Annotated in this window: 13 protein-coding genes; 9 read left to right on the top strand and 4 right to left on the bottom strand. The window is 70.5% G+C overall.

Going from position 1 to position 14,914, the window contains the following annotated elements:
- The first annotated feature begins 8 nt into the window (after nucleotides 1–8).
- From FJ108_01465 to chrA, 5 genes are all read left to right on the top strand, one after another.
- Nucleotides 9–353 carry an integration host factor subunit beta gene (locus tag FJ108_01465; GenBank protein MBM4334569.1) on the top strand — a complete coding sequence of 115 codons (345 nt, stop codon included), beginning with the start codon at nucleotides 9–11 and terminating at the stop codon, nucleotides 351–353.
- A gap of 64 nt (nucleotides 354–417) precedes the next feature.
- A complete protein-coding gene (locus FJ108_01460) occupies nucleotides 418–885 on the top strand; it encodes an HIT domain-containing protein (protein MBM4334568.1) in 468 nt (155 codons plus the stop codon).
- Nucleotides 882–1,202, top strand: coding sequence for a DUF1049 domain-containing protein (locus tag FJ108_01455; GenBank protein ID MBM4334567.1), 321 nt, complete (start codon nucleotides 882–884; stop codon nucleotides 1,200–1,202). The genes FJ108_01460 and FJ108_01455 overlap by 4 nt, the downstream gene beginning before the upstream one ends.
- A gap of 1 nt (nucleotide 1,203) precedes the next feature.
- Nucleotides 1,204–2,289: a tetratricopeptide repeat protein gene (locus FJ108_01450; protein ID MBM4334566.1), complete on the top strand. Its 1,086-nt coding sequence runs from the start codon at nucleotides 1,204–1,206 to the stop codon at nucleotides 2,287–2,289.
- Entirely contained in the window at nucleotides 2,253–3,602 is a 1,350-nt protein-coding gene (gene chrA, locus FJ108_01445; GenBank protein MBM4334565.1) for a chromate efflux transporter, read from the top strand. The genes FJ108_01450 and chrA overlap by 37 nt, the downstream gene beginning before the upstream one ends.
- Here the strand turns inward: chrA and FJ108_01440 are convergent.
- Complete coding sequence (locus tag FJ108_01440; protein ID MBM4334564.1) at nucleotides 3,599–4,702, bottom strand: glutathione S-transferase; 1,104 nt, start codon at nucleotides 4,700–4,702, stop codon at nucleotides 3,599–3,601. The two genes, chrA and FJ108_01440, sit on opposite strands and share 4 nt — an antisense overlap.
- 1 nt (nucleotide 4,703) lies before the next feature.
- Nucleotides 4,704–6,623, bottom strand: coding sequence for a potassium transporter Kup (locus tag FJ108_01435; protein MBM4334563.1), 1,920 nt, complete (start codon nucleotides 6,621–6,623; stop codon nucleotides 4,704–4,706).
- Between the two features lie 134 nt (nucleotides 6,624–6,757).
- Between FJ108_01435 and FJ108_01430 the strand changes: the two genes are divergently transcribed.
- Nucleotides 6,758–8,320, top strand: coding sequence for an AMP-binding protein (locus FJ108_01430; protein ID MBM4334562.1), 1,563 nt, complete (start codon nucleotides 6,758–6,760; stop codon nucleotides 8,318–8,320).
- A 293-nt stretch (nucleotides 8,321–8,613) separates the two neighbouring features.
- Nucleotides 8,614–9,369, top strand: a complete 756-nt coding sequence (locus FJ108_01425; GenBank protein ID MBM4334561.1) for an SDR family oxidoreductase — start codon at nucleotides 8,614–8,616, stop codon at nucleotides 9,367–9,369.
- 60 nt (nucleotides 9,370–9,429) lie between these two features.
- On the opposite strand, the gene FJ108_01420 is transcribed toward FJ108_01425, so the two are convergent.
- Together FJ108_01420 and FJ108_01415 are read right to left on the bottom strand one after the other, a co-directional pair.
- On the bottom strand, nucleotides 9,430–9,915 hold the full coding sequence (locus FJ108_01420) for a VOC family protein (protein ID MBM4334560.1): 486 nt from the start codon (nucleotides 9,913–9,915) through the stop codon (nucleotides 9,430–9,432).
- Between the two features lie 17 nt (nucleotides 9,916–9,932).
- The gene (locus FJ108_01415; GenBank protein MBM4334559.1) at nucleotides 9,933–11,006 is read right to left on the bottom strand and encodes a 3-deoxy-7-phosphoheptulonate synthase; all 1,074 of its coding nucleotides are present in this window, start codon (nucleotides 11,004–11,006) and stop codon (nucleotides 9,933–9,935) included.
- Nucleotides 11,007–11,225: 219 nt separating this feature from the next.
- Here FJ108_01415 and mutS point away from each other — a divergent pair, with 219 nt between their 5' ends.
- On the top strand, nucleotides 11,226–13,778 hold the full coding sequence (gene mutS, locus FJ108_01410) for a DNA mismatch repair protein MutS (GenBank protein MBM4334558.1): 2,553 nt from the start codon (nucleotides 11,226–11,228) through the stop codon (nucleotides 13,776–13,778).
- Nucleotides 13,775–14,914 (top strand): N-acetylmuramoyl-L-alanine amidase, encoded by a 1,140-nt coding sequence (locus tag FJ108_01405; GenBank protein MBM4334557.1) that lies wholly within the window; start codon nucleotides 13,775–13,777, stop codon nucleotides 14,912–14,914. Before mutS ends, FJ108_01405 begins: the two co-directional genes overlap by 4 nt.

Genomic DNA, 14,914 nt, shown 5'->3' with positions numbered 1-14,914 from the left:
TCTCGGGAATGACCAAGAGCGACTTGATCGAGCGCGTGTCGATCAAGGTTCCGCACGTCTCGAAGAAAGACACCGAGACGGTCGTGAACACGATCTTCGACTGCATGACCGACGCGCTGCGAAAAGGCGATCGGATCGAGATTCGCGGCTTCGGGAGCTTCCAGGTGAAGGTTCGCGAGGCGCGCGAGGGTCGCAATCCCAAGACCGGCGAAGAGGTCAAGATCCCCGCCAAGCGCACGCCGTTCTTCAAGGTCGGCAAGGAGCTGAAGGAGCGCATCGAGGCCAAGCGCAAGCTCGAGGCCGGCGCTGCGCCGCCGCTCCGGCCCGGTGCGGGTCCGGGCGGTCACCGCTGACGGGCGATCCGCCTTGAGCGGGGATTCGCGCGTGCCGGGGCAGCCGCTCTGGGCGCCCTGGCGCATGGAGTACATCGAGGGCGCGCGCGGGCCCCGCGGCTGCATTTTCTGCGAGCCCGCGACTCCGGTCGCCGACCGCGAGCGCCTGATCCTGTTCCGCGGCCGACACGTCTTCGTGTTGCTGAACCGCTACCCGTACGCGGCCGGCCACCTGATGGTCGCGCCGAACGCGCACGTCGCGAGACTCCACGATCTGGATCCCGAGGCGCGTGCGGAGCTCTTCGATCGCGTCTCTGCGTGCGCCGAGATCCTCGAAGAGGTCTATGCTTGTGACGGATTGAACGTGGGCGCGAACTTCGGAGCCGCGGCGGGAGCGGGATTTGCCGATCATCTGCACTTCCACGTCGTCCCGCGCTGGAACGGCGACGTGAATTTCATGACCTCGATCGGGGAGATTCGCGTGATTCCGACACATCTCGAGCGCACCTACGCGAGGCTGCTGCCGGTCTTCCAGGAGCGAGTCGCGCGATGAGGACCTGGATCTCGCTCGTGCTCGCGCTGCTCCTCGCGCTGGCAGTCGCGTACTTCGTGGCGGCCAACCAGCAGCCCGTTCCGGTGCGCATGCTCGGCGTGACGCTGGAGGAGCCGCTCTGGATGCTGCTGCTCGCCGCGGTGCTCGCCGGAGCCGCGATCGCGCTCGGCGCGTGCGGCCTGGCGATCCTGCGCCTCAAGCTGCAGGTGCGACGGCAGCAGAAGCGGGTCGGGGAGCTGGAGCAGGAGGTCCACGGGCTCCGCACCCTGCCGATCGCCGCCGACACCGCGAGCCCGACGAGCGCGCAGAGGGTCTAGCGTGCGCGACTGGCTGCGCAGGAGAGCGCCCGCCGCGCCGGAGCGCACGGCCGCGGCGCAGCTGCGCAGCGCGCTCCATTTCGTGCTGGCCGGCGACCTTCCCGCGGCCGAGAAGGCGCTCGCCGAGGCCGCGCGCGTGGACTCGTCGTCCTCGGACGTCTACCTGGCGCTGGCGAACCTGTACCGCCTGCGCGGGGACATCGGACGCGCGATCCAGATCCACCAGAACCTTCTGCTGCGCACCGACATCTCGCGCGAGCTCAGGCGCGAGGCGCTGCTCGGCCTGGCGCTCGACTTCCGCGCCGGCGGCTTTCTCAAGCGCTCCGCCGAAGCGTTCCAGAACCTGCTCGAGCTCGAGCCCGACAATCTGCAGGCTCTGCGCGCGCTGGAGCGGATTCGCATCGACGCGGGCGACTGGCAAGGCGCGCTCGAGGTGCGCAAGCGGATCGGCGTTCGCGACCCGGAGTCCGCACGGATCTCGGCGCACCTCTGGACGGGCCTGGGGCGTGTCGCCGCGGCTCGTGGCCGCGATGCGGAGGCCCGCAGGGCGTTCAAGCGCGCGCTCGCGCAGGACGCGTCCTGCGCCGAAGCATACGTCGCGCTCGGCGACCAGCGTGTGCGCGAGGCCAGCTACAGGAAGGCATCCGCGCTGTTCCGGCGCGCGTTCGGCCTGCATCCCGCGATCGGAGCGCTTCTGTACCGGCGCCTTTCGGACGCGCACGCGAAGTCCGGCGACCTCTCGGGCTTCGAGGCCATCCTGCGGGAGCGTCTGGACGCGGAGCCGGACGATCGCGAGGCGAGCCTCTGGCTCGCGCGCACGCTCTCGGCGCGCAAGCGCGTCGACGAGGCGCTCGCGATCCTGCGCCGGCTCCTCGACCAGGATTCCGACTGTCTCGATGCGCACGCGGAGATCGGACGGATCCTGCTGGCCGAGCACCGCGACGACGAGGCGCGCAAGGCCTTCGAGGAGCTGCTCACCCGGCTCTCGCCCGAGCCGCGGCGCATGGCCTGCCGCGGCTGCGGCGCGCAGGACTCGACGCTGCACTTCCGCTGTCCTCAGTGCGGCGAGTGGGACAGCTTTTCCTGAGCCCGTCGCCCGCGCCGATCCCGTTCTCCGAGGCCTTGGGCGTCTGGGCGCGCGTCGCGGCCCAGAGCTTCGGCGGTCCGGCGGGCCAGATCGCCGTCATGCACCGGATCCTCGTCGACGAGAAGCGCTGGTTCGACGAGGCGCGCTTCCTGCACGCGCTCTCGTTCTGCACGCTGCTGCCCGGGCCCGAGGCGCAGCAGCTCGCGACCTACCTCGGCTGGAGCCTGCACGGCACTCGCGGCGGCCTCGCGGCGGGCGCGCTCTTCGTGCTGCCGGGCTTCGCGGCGATCCTCGCGCTCTCGATCGTCTACGTGCAGTTCGGGGCGCTCCCGGCGGTGGCAGCGCTCTTCTCGGGCATCAAAGCCGCGGTGCTCGCGCTCGTGCTAGAGGCGGCGCTGCGAATCGGCCGGCGCGTGCTCGCCGCGCGGCTGCAGCGCTGGGTCGCGGTCCTGGCGTTCGCCGCGCTGTTCCTGTTCGCCGTTCCGTTCCCGCTGGTCGTGCTCGCCTCGGGCGCGATCGGAGTCGTCGCGAGTCGGGTCGGCTGGATCGTCTCGACGGCGTCGGCCCCGGAGCCCGGCCCGGGCAGGGATCACGGATCCGGCACCACCCGCGCGCTTCGCGTGCTTGCGATCTTCCTTCCGCTCTGGTTCGGGCCGACTCTCGCCTGCGCGTGGTGGCTCGGGCCGAGCGACGTCTTCACGCGGCTCGGCGTGTTCTTCAGCCAGACCGCGGTCGTCACGTTCGGCGGCGCCTACGCGGTGCTCGCCTACGTCGCGCAGCGCGCGGTCGAGAGCTATGGCTGGCTCTCGGCGCCCGAGATGCTCGACGGGCTGGGTCTGGCCGAGACCACTCCCGGACCGCTGATCATGGTCGTGCAGTTCGTGGGCTTCCTCGCCGCCTACCGACACGCGGGGGTGTCGTTCCCGATCGCGGCAGGAATCGCTGGATCGCTGCTCGCGAGCTGGGTCACGTTCGTGCCGAGCTTCCTCTGGATCTTCCTGGGCGCACCTTACGTCGAGCGGCTGCGCGGCGAGCCGAGGCTGGCCGCCGCGCTGCAGTGCATCATGGCCGCCGTCGTGGGCGTGATCGCGAACCTCGCGCTCTGGTTCGCGCTGCACGTGGTCTTCGCGCGCGTCGAAATCACCGAGGCGGCGGGACTGTACCTCACGGTTCCAGCATGGGAGAGCCTGGATCCGTGGGCGCTCGCACTCTCGCTCGGCGCGTGCGTCGCGCTGCTCCGGTTCCGGATCGGCCTGACCGCGACGCTCGCGGGAAGCGCGCTCGCGGGTCTCTGCATCTCTCTGCTGCGCTAGCGGCGCGGAGCCTCGACCTCGAACGCGAGCTTCGTGCCGCGCTTGCCGAGCCGATGCCTCGGCCGGTATCCGAGCCAGTCCTCCAGGCCGGTGCCGGCGAGCGCGCGGCCGACCTGCGCGATCGAGTCGCGGGAAAGCGCGGCGAGCGTGTCGAGCGGTCGCTGCAGCATCCAGAGCGTGTACGGGCTGGTGTGGCGCGAGAGCGGAGTTCCGCGCAGCGACGTCGCGTGCACGCCGACGCCGCGCGGGATCGCGGCGTGCGGATCGGCGCAGCCGTCGGCCCAGGTCTCGACCGCGCGCACGCCGTCGAGCACGACCGGAACCGCGTCGGCGCCGACGAGCGAGAGCAGCGGTCGCAGAAGCTCCGCCGCTCGCGAGTCCTCGAGCCAGTCGCCGCGCGGCTCGGGGTCGGGGTGATTGCAGCGCTCGATCCAATGACAGACGCGCGGCGCGGTCGCTCGCAGCAGCCGCCCGGGGACGGCGTCGCAGTAGAGGTGCGCGTAGAGCGGGCCGATCAGCGAGCAATCGGCCTGCGAAATCCGCCCGCCGAGCAGGAAGGGCGTCTGCTCGAGCAGCGCCTCGAGCCGGGACAGCAGGTCGCGCAGGTGTGCCTCGATCGCGGGACCCGAGGCCGGCGTCACTCCGAGCGCGGGCAGGCTTCCCTTCATCCGGTCCGCGAAGCGGCTGGCGGCTGCCGGGTCGCCATTGGTCGCGGCGAAGTCCGCGCGGGCCTTCGCCTCGCTCTCGGGAAAGCTCCAGCGGTAGTGCATCGCCGGAAGCAGCATGAACTCGTCGGCGTAGACCTCGAGCAGGGACGCGACCGTGCGCAGCAGCGGCGAGGGCGGCAGGAGCGCCGGCTCGGGAAAGCGCGCCTCGAGCCGGTCGAGGATCTCGCTCGTGTCCTGCCAGGTCTCACCCTCGGGCGTGACGACGATCGGGATGAACGCGAGCCCCGTTCGCGGGACGATCACCTCGCGGTACACGGCGGGCGTGGCCAGCAGCTCGACGAAGTGCACCGCCTTCGCGCGAAGCGCCGGCCGCACCTTCGCGGTGAAGTAGCTGATCTCGGCGCCGTAGAGCCGGTAGAAGGGCGCGCCCATCTCAGATCGTGATCTGCATGCCGAGCTCGACCGCGCGACCTGGCGGAATGCCGAAGTAGCCGGCGGCGGGCTGGGCGGTGTAGTGCAGCGCCGCGAAGAGCTTCTTGCGCCAGCGCGCCATGTCGGGCTTCGGGCCCGAGAGGACCGTCACGCGGCCGAGGAAGAAGCTCGCCTGATCGACCGTGACCGGAACACCCGTCGCCGCGATCTGACGCAGGATGTCCGCGATCGACGGCGTCTGCATGAAGCCGTAGCGCGCCGTGACGCGGACGAAGCCCTCGCCGAGGAATTCGACGCGGACGCGATCCCGGCGCGGCACGGCCGGGTAGTGCTCGGTCACGATCGAGAGCAGGACGATCCTCTCGTGCAGCGACTTCGAGTGCTTGAAGTGGTGACCGAGCGCGAGCGGAAGCCCGTCCGGATAACCCGACATGAACACCGCGGTCCCCAGCACGCGCAGCGGCTTCTCGCGCCCGACGTCGGCGATGAACGAGGTGAGCGGGAGCGTCACGTCGTTCAGGTGTTTGTTCAACAGTTCCGAGCCGCGCCGCCAGGTGGTCATCACCGTGAAGAGCACGACCCCGATCAGGAGCGGGAACGCGGCTCCGTGCGGGATCTTCGGCAGGTTCGAAGCGAAGAGCGAGACGTCGACCACGAGGAAGAGAGCTCCGAGCCCGATCGTCGCAACCAGGCCGAGCCTTCGCCGTGCGATCGGCAGGAACAAGATGCTCGTCGTCGTCATCGCGCCCGTGACCGCGATCCCGTACGCGGCTGCCAGGCCCGTGGAGGCCCGGAATTCCAGAACCAGACCGATGCAGGCGAGCATCAGGAACCAGTTCACCGCGGGAATGTAGATCTGCCCCTCCTTGTGGACGGACGTGTGGATGATCTGCATGCGGGGCAGATAGCCGAGCTGGATCGCCTGCGCGGTGAGCGAGAACGAGCCGGAGATCACCGCCTGCGAGGCCACGATCGTCGCGAGCGTCGCGAGGCCGACCATGGGCAGCAAGAGGATTTCGGGCAGGAGTCCGAAGAACGGGTTCTCGATTCCCGCCGCGCCCGCGCTGAGCAGGTAGGCCCCTTGCCCGAAGTACGAGAGCAGCAGACAAGGGAACACCACCGCATACCAGGCGAGCGTGATCGGAAGTCGTCCGAAGTGGCCGATGTCGGCGAAGAGCTGCTCGCAGCCGGTCACGCAGAGCACTACCGCACCGAGGATGAAGAAGCCGGGACCCGTCGCGTCGATCAACAGCCGCACGGCGTAGAGCGGATTCACGGCGGCGAGCACCCCCGGCTCGCGCACGATCCAGGGGATTCCGGCGCAGGCGATGGCGAGGAACCAGACCAGCGAGATCGGCCCGAACCACGCGCCGATCCGCTCCGTGCCGCGCCTCTGCACCCAGAACAGGCCGACCAGGAGCGCGAGCGCGATGTAGACGACCAGGGGCTCGAGTCCCGGAACCGCGATTTCGAGCCCCTCGACCGCGGAGAGCACGGAGATCGCCGGCGTGATCATCCCATCGCCGTACAGGAGCGCGGTGCCGAATAGCGCGAGCATGAACGCGATCACTCGGACGCGCGGATTGCGCTTCTCCGCGCCGCGTTCGCCGAGCGCGAGCAGCGCGAGCACGCCGCCCTCGCCGTTGTTGTCGGCGCGCATCACGAAGCTCAAGTACTTCACCACGATCACCAGCAGGAGCGCCCAGAAGACGAGCGAACAGACGCCGAGGATGTTCTCCGGCGACGGGGTGGTCCCGTACGTGCCGTGGAAGCACTCCCGGATCGCGTAGAGCGGAGACGTTCCGATGTCGCCGTAGACCACGCCGATCGCGGCCAGCGTGAGGCGGCGAACGTTGACGGAGCCCGGCCGGTCGCCGGCCGAGCCGTCCGGTCCGGGCCGTTCGGTCCCCCCGTTCTGCACGGCGCGTCGATAGCACGTCCGCCTCGGAACTGGAAGCCGAGGTCATCGAGCCGCGCGCGTCTTCGCGTTTGACCCCCAGCGGACGCCACGGGGACAATCGGCGCACCCGAACGCCAGCCCGGAGGTCCGCACGCATGGCCGAGTCCCGACCGCCCGACATCCTCACGATCCACGCGCAGCTCGCGCCGAACAAGTCCGCGGTGATCCACGATCGACCGGACGGGACGATCCTGCGTTGGAGCTTTGCGGAGCTCGAGGAGCAGGCCAACCGGCTCGCGAACGCGTTGATCGCGCTCGGTCTTCGACCGGGCGAGAAGCTGGTCTGGTGCGGGCAGAACTCGCCCGGAGTCGTGCGCGCGGTGCACGCCGCCCGCAAGGCGGGCGCGGTGGCGGTGCCGCTCAACTACCGACTCGCGCCCGAAGAAGCGCAGTACGTCGTCGACAATTCCGACTCGGTGATGGCCTACGTCGACGCCGAGTACGCGCCGCTGTTCGCGCAGATCCGCGCGCAGATCCCGAAGATCCGCGAGGTGCTGGTCTACGACGGCGCGGCCGGCGCGGGTCAGCGCGACGTCGACGCGCTGATCGCCGCCGCGAGCCCGGGCCAGCCGAGGCGCGAGGCCCCCGCCGCGGACGCGCAGACGATGATCTACACCTCCGGCACCACCGGCAAGCCCAAGGGCGCGGTGCGCAGCGCAGGAAACGCCGAGCAGTCCGCCGCGCTGCTGCAGCTGATCGGCTACGTGCCGGACGACGTGTACCTGACGACGGGACCGCTCTACCACTCGGGCCCGGGCGGCTTCATGGCGATCGCGCACGCGCTCGGCAACACGGTGGTGGTCCAGAAGAAGTTCGACGCCGAGGACTGGCTGCGCCTGGTCGAGACCCACGAGGTGACGACCACGTTCTCCGCGCCGACCCCGGTGCGTCTGGTCTGCAACCTGCCGAAGGAGGTGAAGGCGAAGTACGACCGAAGCTCGATGCGCCGCTTCATCGCCAACGCGGCGCCCTGGTCGTTCGCGCTGAAGCAGATGTACCTGTCCGATTTCCCCGGCGACTCGCTCTTCGAGGTCTACGGGTCGACCGAGCTCGGCGTGAACACGGTGCTGCGGCCCGAGGACCAGCTGCGAAAGCCCGGCTCCTGCGGCAAGCCCGCGCCGATGGTCGAGATCGCGCTCTTCGACGACGACGGAAAGCGCGTGACACAGCCGCGTGTTCCCGGCGAGCTCTCGGTCCGCAGCCCGAGCGTCTTCGCCACCTACCACAAGGCGCAGGAGAAGTTCGAGGAGGACCGCCGCGGCGACTACCACACCGTCGGCGACGTGGCCTACTTCGACGAAGAGGGCTTCTACTACATCTGCGACCGCAAGAAGGACATGATCATCTCGGGCGGCGTGAACATCTATCCCGCCGAGATCGAGGCCGTGCTCGACGCTCACCCCGACGTGCTCGACGTCGCGGTGATCGGCGTGCCGAGCGAGGAGTGGGGCGAGAGCGTGCACGCGGTGGTCGTGCCGCTCCCCGGCCGGAAGCTCAGTGAAGCCGACATCCTCGCGCACGGCCGCGAGCATCTGGCCGGCTACAAGATCCCGCGCTCGGTCTCGTTCGCGGAGGAGATCCCGCGCAACGCGTCGGGGAAGATTCTGAAGAAGGTGCTGCGGGAGCCGTTCTGGGCGGGTCGGGCCAGCAAGGTGTGAGTCGGGGGCCGAGAAGTGCGAGCGGGGCTCGGGATTGCGCTTGCCGAGCGGGTCCCCTCGCGGAGGCCGCTCGACCCTGCTCGGCAAGGCGCAACCCGAGCCCCGCTCGCGCGCACGCATCTTCCGGATCAAGAGGGTGAGAGTCGGAGGGGGCGGACTCGAGCTTCCGGTCCGCTAGCTCCGGCCGCCGGTGAGCGCTGTTCGCGGAGCGCGGGTCGGGCGGACGCGGCCGGCCGACCCGCGATCCACACCTGGGCGTCGCCGTATAGTCTCGCGAGAAGAGAGGGGTGAGGATGTTTGATCTGACGGGTCACGTGGCGCTGGTCACGGGCGGAAATGGCGGGATTGGTTTGGGAATGGCGCGCGGCATCGCGAAGTGCGGCGGGCGGCTCGCGCTCTGGGGGCGCAATGCGGAGAAGAACGCGGAGGCGGTCGCCGAGCTGCGCGCGCTCGGCGCGGACGCGGAGGCGTTCGTCTGCGACGTAGGGCGCGAGAGCGAGATCGTGCGCGCGATGGACCAGACGCTGGCGCGCTTCGGCCGTGTGGACTCGTGCTTCGCGAACGCGGGAATGGGTCTGGCGCGGCCGTTCGTCGAGATGAGCGTGGCGGATTGGAACGCCGTGCTCGACGTGAACCTGACCGGCGTCTTCCTCTGCTTTCGCGAGTCGGCCAGGCACATGATCGCGCGCGGCGGCGGCGGCAAGCTCGTGGTCACGTCCTCGATCGGCTCGCTGCACGGCATGCCGCGGCAGGCGAACTACGCCGCGAGCAAGGCCGGCGTGATCGCGCTGATCCGATCGCTCGCCGTCGAGCTCGGGCGGCACGACATCCAGGCGAACGCAGTGCTCCCCGGCTGGATCGAGACCGAGATGACCGCTCCCGCGATGTCCTGGAAGAAGCTCTACGACACGATCCTGCATCGCACGCCCGCCGGCCGCTGGGGAAAGCCCGAAGAATTCGAGGCCGTCGCCGCCTACCTCGCCGCCAGAGAATCCCGCTTCCACAACGGCGACGTGCTCCGCGTCGACGGCGGCTACGCGATCTTCTAGCTCACGCGAAGTAGCTGGTCGCAGGAGCGCCTCGCGGCGCCCCGGCCCACGAGCTCCTGCCTAAGTGTTTCGCTGTGCCGCGTCGAAGGCGCGAATCACTTCGGCGGGAGCTTGGACGAGCTCGATCAGGACGCCCTCGCCCGAGGCGGGTGATTCTGCGTTTCCCTTGGGGTGGATGAAGCAGACGTCGAAGCCGGCCGCGCCTTTGCGGATGCCGCCGGGTGTGAAGCGCATGCCTTGCGCGCCGAGCCAGTCGACGGCGGCGCGCAGATCGTCGACCCAGAGGCCGACGTGGTTCAGCGCGGGATCGTGCACGCGCGGGCGCTTCTCGGCGTCGAGCGGCGCCATCAAGTCGACCTCGACGGCGGAGGCGCCCGCGCCGGCGCGCACGATGTCCTCGTCGACGTTCTCGGACTCGCTCGTGTAGGTGCCGGTGGGCGTGAGTCCGAGCAGGTCGACCCAGAGGCGGCGCAGCGCGGCCTTGTCGGTCGAGCCGACGGCGATCTGCTGCAGTCCGAGCACGCGGAAGGGGCGGGGATCGGGCACGCGGGCGCTCCTCTCGATCAGGCGGGCGCCATGCTAGCGGCTGGCTCGAGCCGTTTCGAGGCGCGAGCGCACGCGGCGGCTTCGCGGAGCAGAGCCTCGGTCTCGTCCCAGCCCAGGCAAGGATCCGTGAGCGAGACGCCGTAGGCGATCGGCTCGCCGGCTCGCAGCGCCTGGCGTCCGGGCTCGAGGTGGCTCTCGAGCATCAGTCCCAGGATCGGGCTCGCCTTCGCTTCGAGCTGGCGCAGCACCTCGCGCAGCACGTGCGGCTGGCGGCGGTGGTCCTTCTCGGCGTTCGCGTGCGAGCAGTCGATCAGGATCGGCCGGGCCAGCCCGAGCATCGAGGTCAGCTCGGCCGCGCGCGCGACGTCGCGCGCTCCGTAGTTGGGCCCGCGCTCGCCGCCGCGAAGCACCAGGTGGACGTCGGGATTTCCGCGCGTCTCGATGCGCCGGAAGCCGCCGTCGGCGGCGATGCCGAGGTGTCGATGGGGGCTGCGCGCAGCCAGGATCGCGTCGCGTGCGGGAGCGAGCTCGCCCGAGGTGGGATTCTTGAAGCCGACCGGCATGGGCAGGCCGCTGGCCATCTCGCGGTGGATCTGGCTCTCCGAGGTGCGCGCGCCGATTCCGACCCAAGCGAGGAGATCGCCGATGTAGTGCCGGGTGATCGGATCGAGAAGCTCGCTGCCGCAGGCGAGGCCGAGCTCGCCGATCGCGAGCAGGATCTCTCTTGCGCGCTCCAGGCCGAGCCCGATCTCGCAGGAGCCGTCGAGCCGCGGGTCGTTGATCATCCCCTTCCAGCCGAGGGACGTGCGCGGCTTCTCGAAGTAGGTGCGCATGACCAGGATCAGCGCGTCGTCGAGCTCGGCACCGAGCCGCGCCAGGCGGCGCGCGTAGTCGAGCGCGGAGTCGCGCTCGTGGATCGAGCAGGGCCCGACGATCGCCACGAGCCGAGCGTCGCGGCCGTGCAGGGCGTTGCGGATCGCGGAGCGTCCGCGCTCCACGGTGCGCTCGACGCCGGGGCTCCTCTCGAGCTTCGCGCGAAGCGCGGCGGGTGTGGGCAGGTCGTTTGGAGAGCTCTCGTTCCTGGCTTGCATGGGATCTCCGGTCGGTCGTTCGCGCGCAAAAAAAAACCCCGAGAGAGGCCTCCCGGGGCTGCGGCGACTGGTTTGGACTGCGCCCTACGCGCTCGCGTCTCCTGCCGCGGCCCGGTCGGCCTGCCAGCCAAAGTAGAACGCGTGAAAGAAGCGCGCGTGGCTCACGGAGGGCTTTGTACCGCAGGCCGCGGCCCGCCGTCAACGCGTTAGACTGCGCGCGTGGAGCCGCGCCGCAGCGAGACGCCGATGATGCGCCAGCACCGCGAGCTCAAGCGGCAGGCAGGCGATGCGCTGCTCTTCTTCCGGATGGGCGATTTCTATGAGCTCTTCGAGACCGACGCAGAGACCGCCGCTCCGCTCCTCGACCTGGTCCTGACCTCGCGCGAGAAGGACTCGCCGCAGCCCGTGCCGATGTGCGGCGTGCCCTTTCACGCGCTCGAGGGATACCTCCGGCGCTGTCTCGCGGCGGGGCTCTCGGTCGCGATCGCCGAGCAGGTGGAGGATCCGCGCGCGGCAAAGGGGCTGGTGCGGCGCGAGATCGTCGAGGTCGTGACTCCGGGGCTGGTGGCGAACGCCGACCGGCTCGAGGGCGCGGGCGCGAACTACCTGGCGGCGCTGATCCGGGAGTCGGACCTGCACGGGCTTGCGTACCTCGATCTGTCGACGGGAGAGTTCGCGGCGACCGAGAGCGACCGGCGCGAGATCGTCGAGGCCGAGCTCGATCGGATCGGGCCGCGCGAGCTGATCGCCCGCGACGTCGAGAAGGATCTGCCGCGCGGAGTGGCCGTGCGCCGCGTCGCGGATGCCGACTTCGAGCCGCGCGCGGTCGCGGATCGGATCGGTCGGCTCCCGCACGGCCTCGATGCGAACGAGACCTGCGCGGCGGCTCGCGCGGCCGCGGCCCTCTTCGCCACCGTCGCGCGGCTGCAGCCCGCCTCTCTCGCGCAGCTGGGCGAGCTGCGCCGCTACAGAGTCGCCGAGTTCCTGACGCTCGATCGCGCGACGCGCCGCCACCTGGAGCTGTTCGAGAACAGCCACGACGGAGGGCGCGAAGGCACGCTCTTCGCCGCGCTCGACGAGACGCGCTCTCCGCTCGGCCGGCGCCGCCTCGCGACCTGGCTCGGCGAACCGCTTCTCGACCCGGTCGCGATCGGGGCGCGGCAGGAGCGGGTCGCGGCCTGGCTCGAGCCGGACTCCGCCCGCGAGACACTTCGCGAGGCTCTGCGCAGCGTGGGCGACCTGGAGCGCGCGCTCTCCCGCGCGACGCTTCCGACCGGCGGTCCGCGCGAGCTGGCCCAGCTTCGCGCCTGCCTCTGCGGGGTGGCTCGCGTGGCCGGTGCCGCGCCGATCTCGGATCCGCTCGACGACGTGCGCGTCGAGCTCGAGCGCGTTCTCGTCGACGAGCCGCCGCCGGCACCCCGTGGCGAGCCGCACGTCGGCTACGTCCGAGACGGCGTCGACGCCGAGCTCGACCAGATCCGCCGCGAGTCGATCGAAGGCGAGGCGTTCTTCGCCGAGCTCGAGGCGCGCGAGCGCGCGCGCACCGGCATTCCCACGCTGAAGGTCCGCTACAACCGCATCTTCGGTTGGTCGATCGAGGTGACCAAGGCGCGCCTCGGGCTCGTGCCGCCCGAATACCGGCGCAAACAGACGACGGTTTCGGGCGAGCGCTACACCACCGACGAGCTCGAGCGCTGGGAGAACGTGACGCTCCGCGCGCGCGAGCGCGCTGCAGCGGCGGAGCTGCGCGTGGTCGACTCGCTGAAGGCGCGACTGCGCACGCAGGCAGAGCGCGTGCGCCGCTCGGCGTTCGCGATCGGCGAGCTCGACGTCGCACAGTCGCTGGCGACCGTCGCGCGCGAGCGCGGCTGGGTGCGACCCGAGCTCGACTCGACGCTCGCGATCGAGATCGAGGCCGGACGACACCCCGTGGTGGAGCTCGGCACGCGCGACTTCGTCGCGAACGACGTCCGGCTGGACGGCGAGGACGTGCGCTTCCTCATCCTCACCGGGCCGAACATGGCCGGGAAGTCGACGTTGCTGCGGCAGGTGGCGCTGATCGCCTTGCTCGCGCAGATGGGCTCGTTCGTTCCCGCGCGACGCGCGCGGATCGGGATCGCCGACCGGATCTTCACCCGGGTGGGGGCCTCCGACTCGCTCGCGACCGGCGAGAGCACCTTCATGGTCGAGATGCGCGAGACGGCGGCGATCCTGCGCGAGGGGACCGGCCGGAGCCTGGTTCTGCTGGACGAGATCGGCCGCGGAACCTCGACTTTCGATGGACTTTCGATCGCCTGGGCGGTTGCGGAGCACCTGCACGACGCACCGGGGTTGCGCGCGCGGGTCTTGTTCGCGACTCACTACCACGAGCTGGCGGATCTGGCCCGGACGAAGTCGGCGGTGAGGAACTACCACTTCACCTGTGCCGAGCAGGACGGAGAGATCCTCTTCCTGCGGCGAATGGAGCCCGGAGCCGCCAGTCGCAGCTACGGAATCGATGTGGCGCGTACGGCCGGACTCCCCCCCAAGGTCATCCGACGTGCGCGGGAAGTCTTGCGCAACCTCGAAGGGGGGGAATTCGATGAACGCGGTGTTCCGCGCCTGGCGCGCGCGCCCGGCGCAGCCGGTGAGCCCGCCCAGCTCGGCCTGTTCGCGCCTGAGCCCGATCCGCTCCACGCCGCGCTGCGCGCGCTCGAGCCGGACCAGATGACGCCGATCGAGGCGCTCGTCGCGATCGACCGGCTGAAGCGCCTGGCCGGAGATCCCTCTTGATCCGGCGCCTGCGTTCGCTGCTTCTCGCTCTGCTGGCGATCTCGGGCCTCGGCGCCGGCGTGCGCCCCGACGGGCTCGGCGACGTGCGCGCGATCTCGGTCGAGACTTCGCCGACACGGACGCGTGTCGAGATCGAGCTGTCGCGGAAGTCGCCGTACTCGGTCAACGAGCTCTCGGGTCCGCGCCGGCTCTACGTCGACGTCGACGGGACCTGGATCGAGCCGCCGGTCGGAGCGGCGCAGGCGCCAGAGGCGAGCTCGAACCTGCGACTGGTGCGTGGGGCGCAGAACACCCTGCAGCGCTCGCGCGTCGTCTTCGAGCTCGCAGAGACCTCGCCGCGCCCGACGATCTTCGCGCTCGAGTCGCCGTTCCGGATCGTCGTGGAGATCCCCAAGGGCGCGCCGGCCGCCGCAGAGACCCTCGACTCCGAGGACTGGGACCAGCGCGTCGTGCGGAGGATCGCGATCGACGCCGGTCATGGCGGCAAGGATCCCGGCGCGATCGGAGCTCGCAAGCTCCGCGAGGCCGCGCTGGTGCTCTCGATCTCGCGTGAGCTCCGGCGGGAGCTCGAGCGGCGCGGCTTCGAGGTCGTGATGACCCGCAGCTCGGACGTCTTCCTGCCGCTCGAGGCGCGCACCGACATCGCCAACCGCGAGAACGCCGATCTGTTCATCTCGGTGCATGCGAACGCCGCGCGCAACAGCAAGCTCGCGGGGGTCGAGACCTATCTGCTCGACACGCGCTACGACCGCCAGACCGCGCGCGTCGCCGCGCGCGAGAACGGCACGACCGTGGCCGGGCTCTCGGAGCTGCACCGGATCCTGGCCTCGCTGAAGCTCGGGAACAACGAGCGCTACGCCGCCCGCTACGCGGAGCTCGTGCAGCGCTCGCTCGTCTCGCGGCTGCGCAAGAGCTACCCCGGGACGGTCGATCTCGGCGTGAAGCGCGGGCCCTTCCTGGTGCTGTTCCAAGCCGACATGCCGGCCATTCTGGTCGAGGTCGGCTTCGTCTCGAATCCGGCCGAGGCGAAGCGACTGAGCAGCGACGTCTTCGCGCGCAAGGCTGCGCAGGGCATTGCCGAGGGCGTGAGCACGTACAGGGACCAGCACGCGCGGCGTCTCGTCGCCAGGCGCTAG

The organism is Deltaproteobacteria bacterium (assembly GCA_016875225.1).
GTDB lineage: Bacteria > Myxococcota_A > UBA9160 > SZUA-336 > SZUA-336 > VGRW01.
Note: the sequence above shows the minus strand (reverse complement) of the source record. Positions and strands in the feature narration are given on the sequence as shown.

Coding starts and splice junctions, on each gene's coding strand:
- FJ108_01465 (MBM4334569.1), top strand. CDS start 9: ATGACCAAGAGCGACTTGATCGAGCGCGTGTCGATCAAGGTTCCGCAC.
- FJ108_01460 (MBM4334568.1), top strand. CDS start 418: ATGGAGTACATCGAGGGCGCGCGCGGGCCCCGCGGCTGCATTTTCTGC.
- FJ108_01455 (MBM4334567.1), top strand. CDS start 882: ATGAGGACCTGGATCTCGCTCGTGCTCGCGCTGCTCCTCGCGCTGGCA.
- FJ108_01440 (MBM4334564.1), bottom strand. CDS start 4,702: ATGGGCGCGCCCTTCTACCGGCTCTACGGCGCCGAGATCAGCTACTTC.
- FJ108_01430 (MBM4334562.1), top strand. CDS start 6,758: ATGGCCGAGTCCCGACCGCCCGACATCCTCACGATCCACGCGCAGCTC.
- FJ108_01425 (MBM4334561.1), top strand. CDS start 8,614: ATGTTTGATCTGACGGGTCACGTGGCGCTGGTCACGGGCGGAAATGGC.
- FJ108_01415 (MBM4334559.1), bottom strand. CDS start 11,006: ATGCAAGCCAGGAACGAGAGCTCTCCAAACGACCTGCCCACACCCGCC.